Origin of the sequence: Pseudomonas sp. SH10-3B (assembly GCF_019891415.1) — a bacterium.
Classification (GTDB): domain Bacteria; phylum Pseudomonadota; class Gammaproteobacteria; order Pseudomonadales; family Pseudomonadaceae; genus Aquipseudomonas.
Genome location: NZ_JAFLXD010000009.1, coordinates 139459 through 157290, shown reverse-complemented (window position 1 = coordinate 157290; position 17832 = coordinate 139459). Strand labels below are relative to the sequence as shown.

The 17832-nt window shown below is 60.8% G+C and carries 22 protein-coding genes; 11 read left to right on the top strand and 11 right to left on the bottom strand.

The genetic code is table 11. The annotated features are described in order from the left end of the window. Positions 1 to 40: 40 nt before the first annotated feature. Both J1G35_RS09940 and J1G35_RS09935 read left to right on the top strand, forming a co-directional pair. Positions 41 to 583: a gamma carbonic anhydrase family protein gene (locus J1G35_RS09940; RefSeq protein WP_223014813.1), complete on the top strand. Its 543-nt coding sequence runs from the start codon at positions 41 to 43 to the stop codon at positions 581 to 583. Further along, positions 580 to 1239 (top strand): HAD family hydrolase, encoded by a 660-nt coding sequence (locus J1G35_RS09935; RefSeq protein WP_053127360.1) that lies wholly within the window; start codon positions 580 to 582, stop codon positions 1237 to 1239. The genes J1G35_RS09940 and J1G35_RS09935 overlap by 4 nt, the downstream gene beginning before the upstream one ends. A gap of 33 nt (positions 1240 to 1272) precedes the next feature. Here J1G35_RS09935 and J1G35_RS09930 read toward each other — a convergent pair whose 3' ends face one another. After that, the gene (locus tag J1G35_RS09930) at positions 1273 to 2316 is read right to left on the bottom strand and encodes an aminopeptidase (protein ID WP_223014812.1); all 1044 of its coding nucleotides are present in this window, start codon (positions 2314 to 2316) and stop codon (positions 1273 to 1275) included. Between the two features lie 110 nt (positions 2317 to 2426). On the opposite strand from J1G35_RS09930, the gene J1G35_RS09925 reads away from it, so the two are divergent. Next, on the top strand, positions 2427 to 2849 hold the full coding sequence (locus tag J1G35_RS09925) for a hypothetical protein (protein ID WP_223014811.1): 423 nt from the start codon (positions 2427 to 2429) through the stop codon (positions 2847 to 2849). On the opposite strand, the gene J1G35_RS09920 is transcribed toward J1G35_RS09925, so the two are convergent. Next, positions 2850 to 3089: a DUF1161 domain-containing protein gene (locus J1G35_RS09920; protein WP_223014810.1), complete on the bottom strand. Its 240-nt coding sequence runs from the start codon at positions 3087 to 3089 to the stop codon at positions 2850 to 2852. A 207-nt stretch (positions 3090 to 3296) separates the two neighbouring features. After that, positions 3297 to 3728, bottom strand: a complete 432-nt coding sequence (locus J1G35_RS09915; RefSeq protein WP_053127368.1) for an OsmC family protein — start codon at positions 3726 to 3728, stop codon at positions 3297 to 3299. 218 nt (positions 3729 to 3946) lie between these two features. Here J1G35_RS09915 and J1G35_RS09910 point away from each other — a divergent pair, with 218 nt between their 5' ends. Beyond that, positions 3947 to 4948, top strand: coding sequence for an LLM class flavin-dependent oxidoreductase (locus J1G35_RS09910; protein ID WP_053127370.1), 1002 nt, complete (start codon positions 3947 to 3949; stop codon positions 4946 to 4948). Positions 4949 to 5008: 60 nt separating this feature from the next. Here J1G35_RS09910 and J1G35_RS09905 read toward each other — a convergent pair whose 3' ends face one another. Together J1G35_RS09905 and J1G35_RS09900 are read right to left on the bottom strand one after the other, a co-directional pair. Further along, positions 5009 to 5233, bottom strand: a complete 225-nt coding sequence (locus tag J1G35_RS09905; protein ID WP_005783407.1) for a DUF1161 domain-containing protein — start codon at positions 5231 to 5233, stop codon at positions 5009 to 5011. Between the two features lie 115 nt (positions 5234 to 5348). Beyond that, positions 5349 to 5564 carry a dodecin gene (locus J1G35_RS09900; protein WP_053127372.1) on the bottom strand — a complete coding sequence of 72 codons (216 nt, stop codon included), beginning with the start codon at positions 5562 to 5564 and terminating at the stop codon, positions 5349 to 5351. Between the two features lie 154 nt (positions 5565 to 5718). Between J1G35_RS09900 and J1G35_RS09895 the strand changes: the two genes are divergently transcribed. After that, the gene (locus J1G35_RS09895) at positions 5719 to 6045 is read left to right on the top strand and encodes a DUF883 family protein (protein ID WP_003170746.1); all 327 of its coding nucleotides are present in this window, start codon (positions 5719 to 5721) and stop codon (positions 6043 to 6045) included. A gap of 8 nt (positions 6046 to 6053) precedes the next feature. Here J1G35_RS09895 and J1G35_RS09890 read toward each other — a convergent pair whose 3' ends face one another. Further along, the gene (locus tag J1G35_RS09890; RefSeq protein ID WP_223014809.1) at positions 6054 to 6950 is read right to left on the bottom strand and encodes a LysR family transcriptional regulator; all 897 of its coding nucleotides are present in this window, start codon (positions 6948 to 6950) and stop codon (positions 6054 to 6056) included. A gap of 110 nt (positions 6951 to 7060) precedes the next feature. Between J1G35_RS09890 and trpB the strand changes: the two genes are divergently transcribed. The 6 genes from trpB to J1G35_RS09860 all read left to right on the top strand — a co-directional run bounded on the left by trpB (position 7061) and on the right by J1G35_RS09860 (position 13076). Then, positions 7061 to 8287 (top strand): tryptophan synthase subunit beta, encoded by a 1227-nt coding sequence (gene trpB / locus J1G35_RS09885; RefSeq protein WP_053127374.1) that lies wholly within the window; start codon positions 7061 to 7063, stop codon positions 8285 to 8287. Continuing rightward, on the top strand, positions 8288 to 9100 hold the full coding sequence (trpA, locus tag J1G35_RS09880) for a tryptophan synthase subunit alpha (protein ID WP_053127376.1): 813 nt from the start codon (positions 8288 to 8290) through the stop codon (positions 9098 to 9100). A gap of 175 nt (positions 9101 to 9275) precedes the next feature. Continuing rightward, positions 9276 to 10076, top strand: a complete 801-nt coding sequence (locus J1G35_RS09875; protein ID WP_223014808.1) for a hypothetical protein — start codon at positions 9276 to 9278, stop codon at positions 10074 to 10076. A gap of 57 nt (positions 10077 to 10133) precedes the next feature. Further along, complete coding sequence (locus J1G35_RS09870; RefSeq protein ID WP_223014807.1) at positions 10134 to 10682, top strand: hypothetical protein; 549 nt, start codon at positions 10134 to 10136, stop codon at positions 10680 to 10682. 136 nt (positions 10683 to 10818) lie between these two features. Continuing rightward, the gene (locus tag J1G35_RS09865; protein ID WP_053127382.1) at positions 10819 to 11259 is read left to right on the top strand and encodes an anti-virulence regulator CigR family protein; all 441 of its coding nucleotides are present in this window, start codon (positions 10819 to 10821) and stop codon (positions 11257 to 11259) included. A 164-nt stretch (positions 11260 to 11423) separates the two neighbouring features. Next, on the top strand, positions 11424 to 13076 hold the full coding sequence (locus J1G35_RS09860) for a BBE domain-containing protein (RefSeq protein ID WP_223014806.1): 1653 nt from the start codon (positions 11424 to 11426) through the stop codon (positions 13074 to 13076). Positions 13077 to 13112: 36 nt separating this feature from the next. Here the strand turns inward: J1G35_RS09860 and J1G35_RS09855 are convergent, their stop codons facing one another. The 5 genes from J1G35_RS09855 to J1G35_RS09835 form a co-directional block, all read right to left on the bottom strand. Next, positions 13113 to 14423, bottom strand: coding sequence for an MFS transporter (locus J1G35_RS09855; RefSeq protein ID WP_053127385.1), 1311 nt, complete (start codon positions 14421 to 14423; stop codon positions 13113 to 13115). A 114-nt stretch (positions 14424 to 14537) separates the two neighbouring features. Further along, positions 14538 to 15686 (bottom strand): galactonate dehydratase, encoded by a 1149-nt coding sequence (gene dgoD, locus J1G35_RS09850; RefSeq protein WP_003170741.1) that lies wholly within the window; start codon positions 15684 to 15686, stop codon positions 14538 to 14540. A gap of 48 nt (positions 15687 to 15734) precedes the next feature. Next, a complete protein-coding gene (locus J1G35_RS09845; protein ID WP_223014805.1) occupies positions 15735 to 16355 on the bottom strand; it encodes a 2-dehydro-3-deoxy-6-phosphogalactonate aldolase in 621 nt (206 codons plus the stop codon). 1 nt (position 16356) lies between these two features. Further along, positions 16357 to 17322, bottom strand: a complete 966-nt coding sequence (locus tag J1G35_RS09840; RefSeq protein WP_223014804.1) for a 2-dehydro-3-deoxygalactonokinase — start codon at positions 17320 to 17322, stop codon at positions 16357 to 16359. A 165-nt stretch (positions 17323 to 17487) separates the two neighbouring features. Further along, a complete protein-coding gene (locus J1G35_RS09835) occupies positions 17488 to 17814 on the bottom strand; it encodes a DOPA 4,5-dioxygenase family protein (RefSeq protein ID WP_223014803.1) in 327 nt (108 codons plus the stop codon). Between the last annotated feature and the right edge of the window lie 18 nt (positions 17815 to 17832).

Sequence of the window (17832 nt, the reverse complement as noted above, 5' to 3'; positions counted from 1 at the left end):
ACGTCCACCGCAGCTATCAGCACATAAGAGAGAGGCTATCGTGACCCTTCGCACCTATCAGAACCACACGCCAACCCTGGGCGCCGGGGCTTTTGTCGATATTTCGGCGGTGGTGATCGGCGATGTCGAAATCGGCACCGACAGCTCGGTCTGGCCGCTGACCGTGATTCGCGGCGACATGCACCGCATCCGTATCGGCGCGCGCACCAGCGTGCAAGACGGCTGTGTGCTGCACATCACCCACGCCGGCCCCTTCAATCCGGACGGTTTTCCGCTGTTGATCGGCGATGACGTGACCATCGCCCACAAAGTCATGCTGCACGGCTGCACGGTGGGCAACCGGATTTTGATCGGCATGGGCAGCATCGTGATGGACGGCGCCGTGGTGGCAGACGACGTGATTATCGGCGCCGGCAGCCTGGTGCCACCGAGCAAGAAACTCGACAGCGGCTTTTTGTATGTCGGCAGCCCGGTTAAACAAATCCGCCCGCTGACTGACAAGGAACGCGCCTTTTTCACCTACAGCGCGGCGAACTACGTGAAGCTCAAAGACCTGCACCTGGCTGAAGGATTCGACCAATGACCCTCCATTACCAAACCGTGCTGTTCGACCTGGATGGCACCCTCACCGACCCACGCGAGGGCATCACCCGCTCGATCCAGTACGCCCTTGGCAAACTGGGCATTGACGAGCCCGACCTGAGCAAACTCGAACACTTCATCGGTCCGCCGTTGCTGCAAGCCTTCATGCAGTTCTACGACTTCGATGAGACCAAGGCCTGGGAGGCGGTGAATTTCTATCGCGAGCGCTTCAAGGTCACCGGGCTGTATGAAAACCGCGTGTTCGACGGCGTGATGCCGCTGCTCGAAGACCTGAGCAAACAGGGTCGCCAGCTGTATGTCGCCACCTCCAAGCCGTGGGTATTTGCCCGCGAGATCGCGCGGCATTTCGATTTTGCCAGGTACTTCAAGGTGATCTACGGCAGCGAACTGGACGGGACACGCACCAACAAGGTCGAGTTGATTGCACATTTGATCAGCGAAGAAGGCCTGGACCCGGCCACCACCTTGATGATTGGTGATCGTAAGCACGACCTGATCGGAGCGCGCAGCAATGGGTTGGATTCGGCGGCTGTCGGTTATGGGTTTGGCAGTTTCGAAGAGTTGAATGCTGAGGCGCCGACCTGGCACTTTGAGACGTTGGCTGAAATGCATCAGGCGTTTTTGCAGCGGCCCTGAGACCGCCATCGGGGGCTTGCCCCCGATGAGGCCCTACAGATCAACCCCTTCCAACCGCCTCAACGCAGCCTTGCGCTGCACCACCGGCAACTCGCCCATCTTCTCCACCGCCGCGTAGAACTTCAGCCAATCCCCACCTTCCTGCGCAAACAACGCCGCAAACGCCGGCACCCACTGGTCATACAGCCCGAACGGCAACAACCGCGCATTGTTCATCGGCAGGTTCATCCAGGCGTCATAACGCTTGTCCCCGCCCCATTGGCTATCGCGCAGTTGCCGGTACTCACGGCGCAAATCCTCGAATTCGGCCGCCTTGGCCTGGCGCATTGCGTCGGCAGACAGCGGTTGCGCGTAGAGTTTTTCCAGGCGTTTACGCGTGTCGAGGATCAGTTGGGTAAATTGGTCCCGCTGCTGCCGCGTCGAGTTACCCAGCGGCGCCAGGCCCTGGGCCTCGCGCCACTGGCGGGTGCCTTCCTGCTCGACGAAGCTGGCAAATGACTCGTTGAACTCGGTGTCGTCCTTCACGTAGAAACGCTGGTGCGCCAACTCATGGAAGATCAGCGTGGCCAGGCGTTCGTCGCCCCAATTCATCATTGAGTTCATGATCGGGTCGTTGAACCATCCCAGGGTGGAATAGGCTTCGACACCCCCCATCGACACGTCCATGCCTTGCTGGCGCAACAACGCCGCCTCACCCCGTGCCGCGCCCTGGCTGTAATAGCCGCGATAGGCCACGCATCCGGCAATGGGGAAGCAATGGGTTTGAGGCGCCAGGGAAAATTCCTGCGTAGCGAAGACATTCCAGACCACATAAGGTCGGCCAATATCGGCATACAGCCGGTAACTTTGGTTGTCCGGCAGATGCAGGTGCTCGCTGGCGAAGGTTCGAGCTTTCTGTGATTGAGCCAAATGATCACGCAGCAACTGCGGCCGCGATGGATCGGCGATGACCTCGGCAACCGGCTCCCGAGCCCGCAACAGCTGCCACTGGCCGCCCGCCAATTGGCTGTAGTAACTGACACTGGAACAGCCACTGAGCAGTACAACTATCAACCCTGGAAGAAAACGCCTGACCATGCCTCGACCGCTCCTGGGTGATTTGTTCGCCAGACTATCGCGCCTGAAGGGGATTTTTCCACGGCGCGGCGTGTTTATACTCAAACCTCTCCTCACGTTGAGTACCTGCCATGCGCCAGTTGTTGCTTGCCGTCGTCGCTGTGTTCCTCAGCGCCTGCGCGTCGACCCCGCTTCCCCCGGTGGACCCTCACCAAGCCTGGATCGATTTCGCCACCCCGACACCGGGCGCCAAGCTGGTGATGGCGCAGCGCCTGGACGGCAAGAGCCTGCCGGACGGGCGCTACTTCCAGGTGCCACCGGGCAGTCATGAGCTGATGGTGCGTTTTGATTTCGAGGTGCCGACCGGCGGCAGCCTCAATGGCTTTGGGCAAACGGCCGACCGCACCTGTTTTATCACCCTGCAGTACGACCATTTCGAGGCCGGCCAACGCTATCGCCTGGAAGGGCGCTCATTGGCCTTCACGCCGAATATCCGGCTGTATAACACCGCTCGCCAATTGCTGGCTGAAGAACGCAGCGTCAACTGCCTGTGATCAGTCGTTATTTTTCTGGTAGATGATGCGCTTGGTGCCGTTTTCGCACGTACCGACAATCATCGCGCTGTCATGATTCTTGGCTTCTTCGGCGGTGATGATTTCCAGGGTGTAGGACGGAATCGCCTTGACCTGGATCTTCACTTCGATCTCTTTCCTGAGCTCTTCACAATCTTTTGGAGCGGCCACGACCGATGTGGCCAATACACCGCAGATGATCGCCAAGGCAAAACGTTTCATGTGTGAAGCTCCCTGAATGCATGCGCACGAGTGTGCGCCTAAGGCTGCATAGGCTATAGGACCACATTGAGGAAACACGAGTTCTGATTTAACGCAGAACAAAATGTGGGAGGGGGCTTGCTCCCGATAGCAGTGCATCAGTCAACATCTCGGTTACTGATAGACCGCTATCGGGAGCAAGCCCCCTCCCACAGTGGACCTGCAGTGTCAGCTGACCAGCGTGGCATCCAGGCTGATCTTGGCATTCAACACCTTGGACACCGGGCACCCTTCCTTCGCCTTCTTGCTCAGCTCATCGAACTGCGCCTGGCTCGCGCCTGGGATCTTGGCCTTGAGCACCAAGTGCACGGCGGTGATCGCGAAGCCACCATCGACCTGGTCAAGGGTCACTTCGGCCTCGGTGTCGATGCTGTCAGCCTTGAGCCCGGCATCGCCGAGAATCATGGAAAAGGCCATGGAGAAACAGCCGGCATGGGCCGCGCCGATCAGTTCTTCCGGGTTGGTGCCCTTGCCGCCCTCGAAGCGGGCCTTGAAGCCGTAAGGCGCTTCGCGCAGCACGCCGGTTTCGGTGGAAATGGAACCCAGGCCAGTCTTCAGATCACCTTCCCAATGCGCGGATGCTTTTTTAACGATACTCATAGCTTTCTCCTCGAACGATGGTTTTGCGTCAGTCAGGGTTCTGAGGATAGACCCCCCGGCAAAGTTCATCTTGTCGGAGAAACCTAGCGATTAAGTAGGAAATTTAACCTTCCCTATTGAATCTCGGGTATATGCCCTCATTGCATAGGACATGCACATTGAAGCGGCAGGTTTTGGTTCGTCTAGGAAGCCTGCGCCCCCATTGGAGAAGCAGGCTTATGAAATCGCTGTCCGACGTAAAATTCTCGACCCTCGACCTCGTCCCGGTGCGCGCCAACGGCAGCCCGGCGCAGTCACTGCGCAATTCCCTGGATTTGGCCCAGCATGTGGAAAAGTTCGGCTACAACCGTTTCTGGGTAGCGGAACACCACAATATGGATGGCATCGCCAGCTCCGCCACCTCGGTCTTGCTGGGTTACCTGGCCGGCGGCACCTCAACGATACGCGTCGGCTCCGGCGGCGTGATGCTGCCCAACCATGCACCGCTGGTGATCGCCGAGCAGTTCGGCACCCTGGAAAGCCTCTACCCCGGCCGTATCGACCTGGGCCTGGGCCGCGCGCCCGGCTCCGACCAGATGACCGCCCGCGCGCTACGCCGTGAACGCTCCGGCAGCGCCGACGACTTCCCCGAAGACGTGGCCGAACTGATGGCCTACCTCGGCCCACGCACCCCGGACCAACGGGTGATTGCAGTACCCGGCACCGGCACCAACGTGCCGGTGTGGCTGCTGGGTTCCAGCCTGTTCAGTGCACAATTGGCCGGTGAACGCGGTTTGCCCTACGCGTTCGCCTCCCACTTCGCACCGCGCCTGATGCACGAAGCGATTCGCGTGTACCGCAACCACTTCAAGCCTTCGGCCGTGCTGGACAAGCCTTACGTGATGCTCGGCATTCCATTGGTTGCCGCAGATACCGATGAGCACGCCGACTACCTGGCCACCTCGGTGTACCAGCGCATCCTCGCGCTGATGCGCGGGCAAAGCCTGGTGCAGCGCCCACCGGTGAAGACCATGGACGGCCTGTGGCTGCCCCATGAGAAAGAGGCGGTCGGCAGTTTCCTTGGCCTGGCGATGGTAGGCAGCCCGGCGAAGATCCGCGCCAAGCTGGAAGTGCTGATCGAGCAAACTGGTGCCGACGAGCTGATCTTCACCTGCGACCTGTACGAACACGCCGACCGGATTCATTCCTACGAACTGCTGGCGCAGTTGATGAAGGGCTAAACCCCCAGGCGAAAAAAAACCGACGCACCCGCGTCGGTTTTTTATGTCTGCCACACGGGATCAACCGCGCTTGTAGACGATTTCCTTGGTGCCGCCTTCGCAGGTGCCGACCACTTTAGCGTCGGTCGAAGCGCCTTTATCCACCACTTCCAGCGAATAACCCGAAGCGCCCTTGGCGTCGATTTTCGCTGCAATTTCACTTTTCAGCTCTTCACAAGGCTTGCCCGCCGCCAGGGCTGTGCCCGCAATGCTCAACAAACCTACCGCTAACAGGAACTTCTTCATCCGTTACTTTCCTTGCGCTGATCGAAAAAAGCGTGCCGACGCTGATGGCGTCGGCACCCATTGGTTGTAGCGCAGGTTATGGCAATCGGCCAGTCGGCAAGTTCAACCGGTGCGATCAACTACTGGCAATTCGGAACCCCACCTTGAGCGTGACCTGGTAGTGGGCAACCTTGCCGTCCTTGATATGACCACGGGTTTCCGTCACCTCGAACCATTCCAGATGCTTGATGCTCTTGTTGGCTTCCGCCAGGGCATTGTTGATCGCGTCTTCGATGGAAGTGGTCGACGAGCCAACCAGTTCGACTTTCTTGTACGTGTGATGATCAGTCATAGCGTTTCTCCTGAGGTCTCTAGTGAGCGTAGCAGTCAATGTTCGTACTGCTTCTGGCGACCGTTCCTACCTGAAAGTTCAGATTTACTGCACTTTCTGAAACGGCCGCAGTCGGTATCTACACACGCCACTCAATCACTTCAGGAGAGTCCAAATGGCCAACACTTCTTTACGCAAAGCGTCGCTGGAAAGCATGGAAGCCGAGATTTCGAGCCTGCTCAAGTCCCTTGAGAGCCTCAAGGACGATGCGTCCGATGAGTCGCGCAAAACGCTGAAGGCCCTGAAAAGCAATGCCGAGAATGCCCTCAAGCACTCCCGTCACCTGATCAGCGATGCCTACGAAGAAAGCAAAGTCAAAATCCGCGAAACCGGTGTCGCCACCCGTGACTACGCACAAGAGCACCCATGGACTACCGCCGGCGTTGCCGTTGGCGCACTGGGCCTGCTGGCGGCTTATCTGCTGTGCAAACGCGGTGACTGATTGACCGGCTATACCGGCTGGCGCAACAGCTCAGCCTTGAGCCATTGCGCCAACTGACCCGCGCGCCCGTCTGCGGCGCGCTTGGGTAGCCACAACGCCAGGTGCGCCGGGGTTTCACTGAAACCCCACGGCGCCACCAGGCGCCCCGCGCGCAGGTCCTCTGCTACCAGCGGTTCTGGCGCGATCGCCACGCCCAAACCCGCCACTGCCGCCTCCAGCAAATAATACAAATGCTCAAAACCCTGGCCGTGTTTCAGCGCGCCGGGCTCGATGCCGTGCTGTTGCGCCCAACTGGGCCAGGCTTGCGGACGCGAAGTGGTGTGCAATAAAGCTTCGCCACACAAGGCGTGCGGCGGCGCCTGGCGCAGGCGCTCGTAACCGGCAAAACGCGGGCTCATCACCGGGCCAATACGCTCGCTCGCCAGCTCATACACCTGCATATCCCCCGGCCACGGCGGTTCGGCGAAGACCAGCAAAGCGTCGAGGCCGGGGCGTCGGGGGTCGAGGTCGCCGTCACCCGCCGACAGGTGCAGGCGCAGGTCCGGCAGGTCGGCATTCAAGCGGCCCAGGCGCGGGATCAACCAGCGCGCCAGCAAACTGCCTGAGCAGCCAAGCACGAACGGCGCGTCGGCGCTGGCGTGGGTGAGTTCGGCGCACACGTCCCGCAAGCGCTCGAACGCCTCGGTGCTGGCATCTCGCAACCGCACACCTGCATCTGTGAGTTTAAGGCCGCGCCCATCCTTGATGAACAAGCTGACACCCAGATGTTCTTCCAGCACCTTCAACTGACGGCTGACCGCGCCATGGGTCACGTGCAATTGCTCGGCAGCCTGGCTGACACTGTTGAGCCGAGCGGTGGCTTCAAACGCGCGCAAGGCATTGAGGGGCGGTAGGTCTCGGCTCATCTGTGAGTTTTCCTGACAGGTTGCAGCGATCTTATCGGTTTTCAGCACTGGATGTGAGGGGTAGAGTGGCCGTCATTGCTTCTTACACAAATTCCTAACTGGAGCGTCCCATGACTCAGTCCCAGACCGATCTGCGCAACGGCCCTGACGCCAACGGCCTGTTTGGCGCGTTCGGCGGCCGCTACGTCGCCGAAACCCTGATGCCGTTGATCCTCGACCTGGCCCGCGAATACGAAGCGGCCAAGATCGATCCGGCGTTCAACGAAGAATTGGCCTACTTCCAGCGCGACTACGTCGGCCGCCCAAGCCCGCTGTACTTCGCCGAGCGCCTGACCGAGTTCTGCGGCGGCGCCAAGATCTACCTCAAGCGCGAAGAGCTGAACCACACCGGCGCGCACAAGATCAACAACTGCATCGGCCAGATCCTGCTGGCGCGGCGCATGGGCAAGAAACGCATCATCGCCGAAACCGGCGCCGGCATGCACGGCGTGGCAACCGCCACCGTGGCCGCGCGTTTCGGCCTGCAATGCGTGATCTACATGGGCACCACCGACATCGAGCGCCAGCAGGCCAACGTGTTCCGCATGAAGCTGTTGGGTGCTGAAGTGATCCCGGTGGTCGCCGGCACCGGCACCCTCAAGGACGCGATGAACGAAGCCCTGCGCGACTGGGTCACCAACGTCGACGACACCTTCTACCTGATCGGCACCGTGGCTGGCCCGCACCCGTACCCGGCGATGGTGCGCGACTTCCAGGCCGTGATCGGCAAGGAAACCCGTACCCAGCTGCAAGCCCAGGAAGGCCGCCTGCCGGACAGCCTGGTGGCATGCATCGGCGGCGGTTCCAACGCCATGGGCCTGTTCCACCCGTTCCTGGACGACACCAGCGTCGAGATCATCGGCGTTGAAGCCGCCGGCCACGGCATCGAGACCGGCAAACACGCCGCCAGCCTCAACGGCGGCGTACCGGGTGTATTGCACGGCAACCGTACCTTCCTGCTGCAGGACGACGACGGCCAGATCATCGACGCCCACTCGATTTCCGCCGGCCTCGACTACCCCGGGATAGGCCCGGAACACGCCTGGTTGCACGATATCGGCCGCGTCCAGTACACCTCGGTGACTGACCACGAAGCCCTCGATGCCTTCCACAAATGCTGCCGCCTGGAAGGCATCATTCCTGCCCTGGAAAGCGCCCACGCCCTGGCCGAAGTGTTCAAGCGCGCACCGACCCTGCCGAAGGATCACCTGATGGTGGTCAACCTGTCCGGCCGTGGCGACAAAGACATGCAGACCGTGATGCACCATATGGAACAGTCTCAGCAGGAGAAACACTAAATGAGCCGCCTGCAAACCCGCTTTGCGCAACTCAAGGAACAAAACCGCGCCGCCCTGGTGACCTTCGTCACCGCCGGCGACCCCGGTTATGACGCCTCCCTGGCGATCCTCAAAGGCTTGCCGGCCGCCGGTGCCGATGTGATCGAACTGGGCATGCCCTTCACCGACCCGATGGCAGACGGCCCGGCCATCCAGCTGGCCAACATCCGCGCGCTGGACGCCAAGCAGAACCTGCTGAAAACCCTGCAGATGGTGCGTGAGTTCCGCAAGGACAACAACGATACCCCGCTGGTGTTGATGGGCTACTTCAACCCGATCCACAAATACGGTGTGCCTAAGTTCATCGCTGACGCCAAAGAGGCCGGCGTCGACGGCCTGATCGTGGTCGACATGCCACCCGAGCATAACGGCGAGCTGTGCGACCCGGCCCAGGCGGCGGGTATCGACTTTATCCGCCTGACCACGCCGACCACCGATGACGTGCGCCTGCCGACCGTGCTCAACGGCAGCTCCGGGTTTGTGTACTACGTATCCGTGGCCGGTGTGACCGGTGCCGGTGCCGCGACCCTGGAACACGTCGAAGAAGCCGTGACCCGCCTGCGCCGCCATACCGACCTGCCGATCAGCATCGGTTTTGGTATCCGCACGCCGGAACAGGCCGCTGCTATTGCACGCCTGGCAGACGGTGTCGTGGTGGGTTCGGCGCTGATTGATCACATCGCCAACGCTGACAACGACCAGCAGGCGATCGATGGCGTCTTGAGCCATTGCGCAGCGCTATCGGCAGGTGTGCGTAACGCCCGTGTAGGCTAAGCCTTCAGAGGGGGGCAGCTGGAATACTGCCCCCTCTCGCGAAGACTGATGGACTTCACTCTTTAACGTCTTCTCTTACCCCAACGTCAGACGTTGGCTTCAACAGCATTTACACCCTTCACTGATAATCCTTCGGCGACTTTGGTTAGAAAAACGCCAGAAAGGATCTGTGATCATGACCATCAATGCTGTTTCTGCCTTGCCCCACATATTCCCTGCGACCCCACCGCCGGCGGAGCATGAAAAATCTCTCGCCTCACCGATCCTGCGGGAGTTGAAAGACCTCCAGGACCTGTCCAGGCAACTGAGTGAATCCCCTCACGAGAATGGTTACCTGCGCTACTCCAAGGAAAGAGGCTGGAAGTTCAGCCCCAATATGAGCCTGCGCGACACACTTCATATCCGCGATGCCGGATATTCTGACGCCCCCATCAACCCAGCCGCCACCAAGCCCGTCATCCTGGCGAAACCGGGTGAAAAGATCGCGCAGACAACACTCAACAGCCGATTGCAGGCGCTGATTGGCAGCTACCCGGTCCCGGCGCAGAAACTGGAGCAGACCCCGACGCCCGCAGCGGTCACCGAGCCCGTCACCCTGGCGAAACCGGGTGAAAAGATCGCGCTGACAACACTCAACAGCCGATCGCAGGCGCTGATTGGCAACTATCCGGTCCCGGCGCAGAAACTGGAGCAGACCCCGACGCCCGCAGCGGTCACCGAGCCAGACAAAAACCTGTCGCCTGCCGACGCCGAAAAGCCGACGCCAGCCCCCCGCACTGTTTTCTTCAAAGCTTCTGAGCTCAACGCCCCGATCCCCGCACTCCGATCGAGCTTGCCGGAAATCAGCCAGGTAATGGATGCCTACATCCAACCGCCTCTCGCGGCACCACGGCGAAGGGCCAGCGCGCCTGCCGATTTGGCGACGCCGTCGGTCAACGCGCTTAGACAAACCTTTGAAGCAATGGGCCGCGCATAGGCCGCCGCCCACCCAGTCATCCGACGTTCCGTTTTCTTAACAACGCAGCGAGGCCCTATGCCCATTACCTCTTTTCATAGCCTGCAAACAATGCAGCACAAAGTGGATTTCTATACCGAGCAGAAAAATTCGATCGAAACTCGAATCCAACACTTGCAAGACGTCCAAGCCAATATCCAAAAGAACGCGCCTCTGGCGGCTAAATTCAGCACCGAAAGCGACCGTGCGGCCAAGCAGCTGACGAGCAAGGACAGGGACGAGGGCTATCTGCGCCAACGCAGCGATGGGACCCCCAGATTGACACGTCATATGGGCTTGATGGTGCGGGCAACGCGCTTGGTCGATGGCGCGTTAGGCAGCAATCTCTCCGCGAGGAGTTCGATGCTCGACGGTGGCTTTCGTAAAGCGTTGGGGGACGCGGAACGACTCGACCCTATCCTTCGCAACGTGGTGGACTCGCCCTATAAAAAAATCACGGTCAGTCAGTTCGCAGATATCGGCAGCCAGCCGGCGATCAACACAAACCAAGAAGCGCTGCGCAAAGACCTCAACGTTACGTTGGAGAAGCTTGCCAGTTGGAAGCAACGACTCGATAAAAAGTCGTAACGACTCCGTCAGCGGCAGGTAAAGTTCCTGATACAGAGGAATCAACGCGCGCAATCACAGCCTAAACAGCAAGACCAAGGGATTTCGAACCGCGTTCGGGATCCCTTTTTTGTTTGTGTGCCCTGAGGAATGCCCGATGAAAATGCCTAAATCCGTGATTGCAGGTCTTGGCGTGCTGGTGCTTGGCGCCAGCGCCCTGGTGCAGGCCGCGCCGCCCGACCCGCGCGGTGACGACCGGGGTGGCCCGCAAGGCCAGCACGAGCAACGTGGCGACGACCATCGCGGCCCGCAGGACAACCGTCGCGGCGGACCACCCCAGGACTTCGGTCCGGTGCGGCAGATCATCCACGACAATCACGGCCAGTTCTCCCGGGGCGCACCGCCGCCGCCGAATGTACGCCTGGTGCGCGGCCGCCCCCTGCCGCCTGGCTACTACGGCGAGCGCCTGGACAACCGTGCCCTGGCGCGTCTGCCGGTCTATCCAGGTTATGAATGGCGCCGTTCGGGGCCGGATGTGGTGTTGATCGCGGTGGGTACCGGTATCGTCTATGAAATTCTGGACGGCGTGCTGAACTGATCCGGTTTTTTTCTATATAGGCTAGGCTTGAGGGGGAACACACCCCCCCTCAACACACTTCGTGCCTATTGCCGTCTAACCACCTCTGCAAGTCACGCCTTCTTGCGTTGCCGGTCGTTAAGTTAGCTGCATCAGAAGTCATTATCGTCTCCCAGGAGTCCATCATGGCATTTGATCTCATCACCCCCTCGGACCGTCGTCATTCCACGTTGCAAAAGGGTTTCAACCTGCGCTGGCCATTGGGCAACGTCCAGGGCGAGTCTTCACCCAACGGCGCCAGTCAGATCTACCTCTGCCACAACCCACAAGACATCATCGACGCAGCCGCCCAGGCCCTGGCTGTGCCCAATGGCCGTATCACGGTGCGCAGCGGCGGGCATTGCTATGAAGGATTTGTCTCTAACAAGATGCCGGATGCGCCAGGCGAGGTGTTGTCGATCCTGGACATCGGCCAGATCAACCAATTGGCCTACGACCCCAACGGCCTGATCAGCTCAGTGCTGGTACCCGCTTCGCCCCATCGCTATGCATTCCGCCTGGAGCCCGGCTGCCAGAACTGGGACACCAGCGTCGCGCTGTACAAATTGGCAGGCAAGGCGCTGCCCAGTGGATCCTGCTATTCGGTGGGACTGGGCGGACATATCTGCGGCGGCGGCTATGGTCTGCTGTCGCGTAAATACGGGCTGGTCTGCGACTGGCTGGACGGCGTCGACCTGCTGGTCGCCAATGCCTCCGGCTCGGGTCTTGAACCTGTCCATGTGTCCCGTAACAGCCTCGACACCGATGAGCTGGACCTGTTCGCCGCCTGTTGCGGCGCCGGTGGCGGGCAGTTCGGCATCATCACCAGTTACTATTTCAAGACGCTGCCGCCAGCCCCGGACGAAGTGCTTTGGCTGCCATTGGAATGGGACTGGTCAGACCTCACACGCGCCGCCCTCGAACGTTTGCTGCACGCCTATCAAAACTGGTTCGTGGACCATCAGGCCGACCCGGCAACCTGGGGCCTGGCCACCAAACTGGAAATGCGTCATTTGAACACTGGCAACGTGACCCTGGGCATCCACTACGTCGACAAGGACGGGAAGCTCGATGACCTGGCGCCTTTCGACGACTTTGTCAGCAGCATGCAGGCCGCGGTGGGTGTCGGTGCGACGGAGTCGCTCCTGCCGTTCCACGTCGTGCATCAGCCACGTGGCGGGCAAAAGGGTCGCCGGGTCGACTCCCTGCAGAGTGCCCATGAGGCCGCCAGGCGTTTGGACTGGTTGTACGCCACCCAATCGCTCAACGGTTCCGGTGACAATCAGCGCGGGCGGTATAAATCGGCGTATCAGAAAGGCGGGTTTACACAGCGCGTGCTGGACGCGATCTGGACGACGCTGACCTTGCCGGACCCCGAGCAATACCTGACCCAGAGCCTGATCCAGATCCAGTCATTTGGCGGGCGCATCAACCAGATGGACGGCCCGATCCTGGCGCAGACGTCAGCCGCGCAACGCTCCTCGTACCTCAAATGGCAACCGCAGTGTTACTGGCACGCCGACGATGACGCCATCGACCGCGCCCATGCCGACTGGATCCGCGGGCTCTATTACGCTGCATTCACCAATGGCGTTCCCAATGACCCGGAGTTCGAGGGCTGCTACATCAACTACCCCGACCTGGACATGACCCACCTCGGTGGCAATCCCGCGAACGCCAAGAACCCCCTGTGGTATGGAATTTTCTTCCCCAACACGATCATCGAGAACCGCCTGCGCCGAACCAAGCAACGCTGGGATCCGTTGAATGTGTTCCGTAACGAAATGTCGGTGCCCTGAGCCCGGCCAACGGGCGGCCCGCAGGCCGCCCACTGCTTACAGCTCGATCCGCTCGACCTTGCCCACCAGCAGCACATAGGAGAGTGCGCCTAACAGCGCCAGTACGGCGATGTAGGTGATCGCCGGGGCAAACGAATCGCCGCTGGCCAGGAAACCGATGACGATCGGCGTGGCAATCGCCGCCAGGTTGCCGATGAAGTTGAACACCCCGCCGGTCAGTCCCAGCAGACGCGCCGGGGCAAGGGTCGAGACCAGCGACCAGGTGATCGAGGCCAGGCCATTACCGAAGAACGCCAGGGCCAGGAAGGCGATGACCAACGGTGTCGATTCGACGAAGTTGGCGCCAATGATCGCCGTCGAGATCAACAGGCCGCTGATGATCGGCAACTTGCGGGCAAACCCCACCGAGGCGCCACGGCGGATCAGCCAGTCGGAAAACAACCCCGAACACAGCACGCCGACGAAAGCCGCGAGGAAGGGCAGTGACGCGAGCATGCCGGACTTGATGAAGTCCATGCCGCGGTATTTCACCAGGTAGGTCGGGAACCAGGTCAGGAAGAACCACAACGTGGAGTTCAGGCAGAACTGCCCCAGGTAGATACCCCACAACTTGCGCTTGCTCAGGACAATGCCCAGGTCGACCCAACTGAAGGGCGCCTTGCTCTTGCTCGCTTGTGCGCTCAAGTCCACCAGCCCGCCACCTTCGCGGATCAATTCGATTTCAGCGGCGTTGACGCCTTTGAAGTCACGGGGCTCGCGATACAGGGCATACCAGATCGCCGCCCACACAATGCCCACGCCACCGGTCACGACAAATACCATGTGCCAGCCGTAATGGTGCTGCAACCAGGCCAGGACCGGCGTCAGGAACGCCAGCCCGACAAACTGCCCGGAGGTGTAGAAGCCAATGGCCGTGGCGCGCTCGCGCTCGGGGAACCAACTGGTGACCACGCGACTGTTGATGGGGTAAGCCGGTGCTTCCAGGGCACCCACCGCCATGCGCAGCACAAACAGCGCAATGAAGCTGGCGGCAAAACCTAGCATCACGGTGGCGATGGACCACAGCAACAGGGCGGCGGTGTAGAGGATACGCGGCGGTACCCGGTCCACCAGCCAGCCGCCGGGGATCTGCATGGCGGCGTACGTCCAGCCGAACGCGGAGAAAATCAGCCCGACATGTACCGGGTCGATGCCCAGCTCACTGGTCAGTGCCGGGGCGGCAATCGACAGGTTGCTGCGGTCGAGGTAGTTGATCACCACGGTGATAAACAGCAGCACCATGATGAAGTAACGCTTTCGGGTAGGCGTGACTAAAGAAGCCTGCCCGCTCAAGGATCCAGGTTGCATGGTAGGTGCCTATTCTTATGTTTGTTGAAGATGGGACTTCTGCAGAAACCGGATCAACATGTGGGAAGAAGCAAGCCTCTCCCACATGTTTGACCGTGTTCTTTCAGGCAGACATCACCACTCGGCAAAGCTGCCATCAGCATGGCGCCAGATCGGGTTGCGCCAGCGGTGGCCGATGGCTGCGCGTTCGATCACGTATTCCTCGTTGATCTCGATGCCCAGGCCCGGCCCGTTGGGGATCTTCACAAAGCCCTGGTCATAGTCGAATACGCCCGGGTCGCGCACATAGTCGAGCAGGTCATTGCTCTCGTTGTAGTGAATGCCCAGGCTTTGCTCCTGGATAAACGCGTTGTAGCAAACCGCATCCAGTTGCAGGCACGCCGCCAACGCAATCGGGCCCAGCGGGCAGTGCAGGGCCAGGGCCACGTCGTAGGCTTCGGCCATGTTGGCGATCTTGCGGGTTTCGGTGATACCGCCCGCGTGGGAAGCGTCCGGCTGGATGATGTCGACGTAGCCTTCGCTGAGCACGCGCTTGAAGTCCCAGCGCGAGAACAGGCGCTCGCCCAGGGCAATCGGGGTGCTGGTCAGCGGCGCCAGTTCCTTGAGGGCCTCGTAGTTCTCGCTGAGCACCGGCTCTTCGATAAACATCAGTTTGTAAGGGTCCAGCTCTTTCATCAGCACCTTGGCCATGGGTTTGTGCACCCGGCCATGGAAGTCGACGCCGATGCCGACGTTAGGGCCGACTGCATCGCGCACGGCCGCGACGTTGGCCAGGGCCAGATCGACTTTTTCGAAGCTGTCGACGAACTGCAACTCTTCGGTGCCGTTCATTTTCACCGCAGTAAAACCACGGGCCACGGCCTCTTTGGCGGCGCGAGCGGTGTCGGCAGGACGGTCGCCACCGATCCATGAGTACACGCGAATCTTGTCGCGTACCTGGCCACCCAACAGGTCGCTGACGGAAACGCCCAGGGCCTTGCCCTTGATGTCCCAGAGCGCCTGGTCGATACCGGCGAGTGCACTCATGTGCACGGCGCCGCCACGGTAGAAGCCGCCGCGGTAGAGCACCGTCCAGATGTCTTCGATATTGCGTGGGTCTTTGCCGATCAGATAGTCGGACAGTTCCTCGACGGCAGCGGCCACGGTGTGAGCGCGGCCTTCGACTACGGGCTCACCCCAGCCGGTCACGCCCTGGTCGGTCTCGACCTTGAGGAAGCACCAGCGCGGCGGGACGATAAAGGTCGTCAGTTTGGTGATTTTCATCTGTTATCTCTCTTATAGATGCAGCGCCTGTGGGCGCGGAACTTGATCTCAGTTCAGGGCTTTCCAGGCGGCGACATAAGCCTGGGCACGGCTCGCTACCTGATCCACTGTCATACCCGGTTTGAACAACCCGGAACCCAGCCCGAACCCCTTGGCGCCGGCGTCGATAAACACCTGCATGTTGTCCGGGGTAATGCCGCCCACCGGCAGCAGCAACGTGCCTGCCGGCAATACCGCCAGCCACGCCTTGATCACAGAAGGGCCCATTTGCTCGGCCGGGAACAGTTTCAACACGTCGGCGCCTTCATCCAGCGCGGCGAACGCTTCGGTGGGTGTGGCCACCCCCGGCGACAGGTACAGGCCAGCGGCTTTGGCGGCGCGCAAGACCTTGGCATCGCTATGGGGCATAACGATCACTTGGCCACCGGCGGCTTTCACTTGCTCGACCTGCGCAGGCGTCAACACCGTACCGGCGCCGATCAGGCAATCGGCGGGCAGGCTGTCGCGCAGGGTGCGGATGCTGGTGTAAGGGTCCGGCGAATTGAGTGGGACTTCGATCACGCGAAACCCGGCGTCGTACAGCGCCTGGCCGACCGCCTGGGCTTCGTCCGGGCGCACGCCACGCAGGATCGCGATCAAACCGTTTTGTGCGAGTGCTTGCTTGAGCATGTCAGGCCTCCGTTGCAGGTTGAGTGAGCCCGGCGGCCACTGCCAGTTGCCATAGGCCGCGCTCGGTCGCTTCCTGCGCCAGGCTGACGTGGGCGAAACCGCAGAGGGCGAGGGCACGTTGGTAGCGCACGCAAAGCGGGCCGGCGCCCACCAGGATGATGGGGATGTGCCGTGCACTGGCTGGCAAGCCGGCCAGTTCATGGCCGATCAGCAGGCCGGACAGGTAATCGGGCTGCTGCTCAGGGGTGAGTTCGGCGGTCAGGCCCAGGGTGCGCGCACTGAACAAGGTCGACAGCACGCCGCGCTGGCCATCGTTTGACAGCGCCACTTGAACGCCGCGGTCGAAAGCCTCGGCCTGGAACTGCTCGGAGACCTTTTGCGTACGCCCCAGGAGGCTGTGCTTGCTCAGCACCGCGAACAGTTCACCGGTCATGAAGGTATCGAAGTGGGTGATGCAACCGTCCACCACCTCAACCCATTTGGAATGACTGCCGGGCAGGCCGATCAGCAATTCACCAGCGGCCGACAGGCTTTGCAGCACACCCAGCACCTGGGTTTCTTCACCGCGCATCACGTTGGGCAAGCCGACCTGCTCGATCACGCCGGGGACGATATGCACATCGACACCGCGCAGGCTGCGTACCGTGTGCAACGCCTGGCCCAGGCTGGCGACGTCGACCGGCGTATTGCGATACGCCGCTTCACTCCAGCCTTGGGCGCTGCCGACCATGCCGCAGGCAATCACCGGAAGACTGGGTTGGGCGTCGAGCCAATCGCCGCACGCCGCATCGAACGCCAACTCGAAGCCATCGCTGCAGCGCACACCCGCGATGTCCCGGGGCTCAGAGGGCAAATGCATGATGCCCGACGCCAGTGAACGCTGTTCCAGCACTGCGCCTGCGGGGCCGAGTTTGTAAGCACGAAGGGAGCTGGTCCCCCAATCGAGCGCGATCAATTGCGCCTGCATCGCTTCACCTGAAATGAGTGGGTGCTGAAAAAAGCAGATGGGCGAATATAAACCTACAGCAGACAATATCTCAATATATAAATAACAGTCCCATATATTGGGAGATTGACACGCAAAGTCCTACAACCTTTTAGGGAAGTTGGGATTGCGGTTAAGACAGGGTGGTTAAAAAGCAGACAGGTCCAGTTCGCGTATCGCACCCATCCAGATCGCATAGTCGGTGTGATCTTTCAGGTCATCGCCGGTTTCAGGATGCAGGAACACCACCAACCCATTGCGATGCAGGGCCAGCCACGGGAGCACCACCCCGATGTATTCGGGGTCGAATGCCAGCTGGCAGCTCCACTCCGGGTGCGGGCCGACGGGGCGTTCATGCACACGCCCCATGCGCAGCGGGAACAGCTTCGCACCGTCCTCGCAAAAGGCCCGCGCCTGGTCGATGGTGCTGGCGTCAAAGTAGACGTGGGCGTGGTAGCCCTTGATACGTTGCATGACGGACTCCGGATCCAA

Bases quoted from the DNA above. Each gene is read 5' to 3' on its own strand.
- J1G35_RS09935 (WP_053127360.1), top strand. From the start codon at position 580: ATGACCCTCCATTACCAAACCGTGCTGTTCGACCTGGATGGCACCCTC.
- J1G35_RS09930 (WP_223014812.1), bottom strand. From the start codon at position 2,316: ATGGTCAGGCGTTTTCTTCCAGGGTTGATAGTTGTACTGCTCAGTGGC.
- J1G35_RS09925 (WP_223014811.1), top strand. From the start codon at position 2,427: ATGCGCCAGTTGTTGCTTGCCGTCGTCGCTGTGTTCCTCAGCGCCTGC.
- J1G35_RS09920 (WP_223014810.1), bottom strand. From the start codon at position 3,089: ATGAAACGTTTTGCCTTGGCGATCATCTGCGGTGTATTGGCCACATCG.
- J1G35_RS09915 (WP_053127368.1), bottom strand. From the start codon at position 3,728: ATGAGTATCGTTAAAAAAGCATCCGCGCATTGGGAAGGTGATCTGAAG.
- J1G35_RS09910 (WP_053127370.1), top strand. From the start codon at position 3,947: ATGAAATCGCTGTCCGACGTAAAATTCTCGACCCTCGACCTCGTCCCG.
- J1G35_RS09905 (WP_005783407.1), bottom strand. From the start codon at position 5,233: ATGAAGAAGTTCCTGTTAGCGGTAGGTTTGTTGAGCATTGCGGGCACA.
- J1G35_RS09900 (WP_053127372.1), bottom strand. From the start codon at position 5,564: ATGACTGATCATCACACGTACAAGAAAGTCGAACTGGTTGGCTCGTCG.
- J1G35_RS09895 (WP_003170746.1), top strand. From the start codon at position 5,719: ATGGCCAACACTTCTTTACGCAAAGCGTCGCTGGAAAGCATGGAAGCC.
- J1G35_RS09890 (WP_223014809.1), bottom strand. From the start codon at position 6,950: ATGAGCCGAGACCTACCGCCCCTCAATGCCTTGCGCGCGTTTGAAGCC.
- trpB (WP_053127374.1), top strand. From the start codon at position 7,061: ATGACTCAGTCCCAGACCGATCTGCGCAACGGCCCTGACGCCAACGGC.
- trpA (WP_053127376.1), top strand. From the start codon at position 8,288: ATGAGCCGCCTGCAAACCCGCTTTGCGCAACTCAAGGAACAAAACCGC.
- J1G35_RS09875 (WP_223014808.1), top strand. From the start codon at position 9,276: ATGACCATCAATGCTGTTTCTGCCTTGCCCCACATATTCCCTGCGACC.
- J1G35_RS09870 (WP_223014807.1), top strand. From the start codon at position 10,134: ATGCCCATTACCTCTTTTCATAGCCTGCAAACAATGCAGCACAAAGTG.
- J1G35_RS09865 (WP_053127382.1), top strand. From the start codon at position 10,819: ATGAAAATGCCTAAATCCGTGATTGCAGGTCTTGGCGTGCTGGTGCTT.
- J1G35_RS09860 (WP_223014806.1), top strand. From the start codon at position 11,424: ATGGCATTTGATCTCATCACCCCCTCGGACCGTCGTCATTCCACGTTG.
- J1G35_RS09855 (WP_053127385.1), bottom strand. From the start codon at position 14,423: ATGCAACCTGGATCCTTGAGCGGGCAGGCTTCTTTAGTCACGCCTACC.
- dgoD (WP_003170741.1), bottom strand. From the start codon at position 15,686: ATGAAAATCACCAAACTGACGACCTTTATCGTCCCGCCGCGCTGGTGC.
- J1G35_RS09845 (WP_223014805.1), bottom strand. From the start codon at position 16,355: ATGCTCAAGCAAGCACTCGCACAAAACGGTTTGATCGCGATCCTGCGT.
- J1G35_RS09840 (WP_223014804.1), bottom strand. From the start codon at position 17,322: ATGCAGGCGCAATTGATCGCGCTCGATTGGGGGACCAGCTCCCTTCGT.
- J1G35_RS09835 (WP_223014803.1), bottom strand. From the start codon at position 17,814: ATGCAACGTATCAAGGGCTACCACGCCCACGTCTACTTTGACGCCAGC.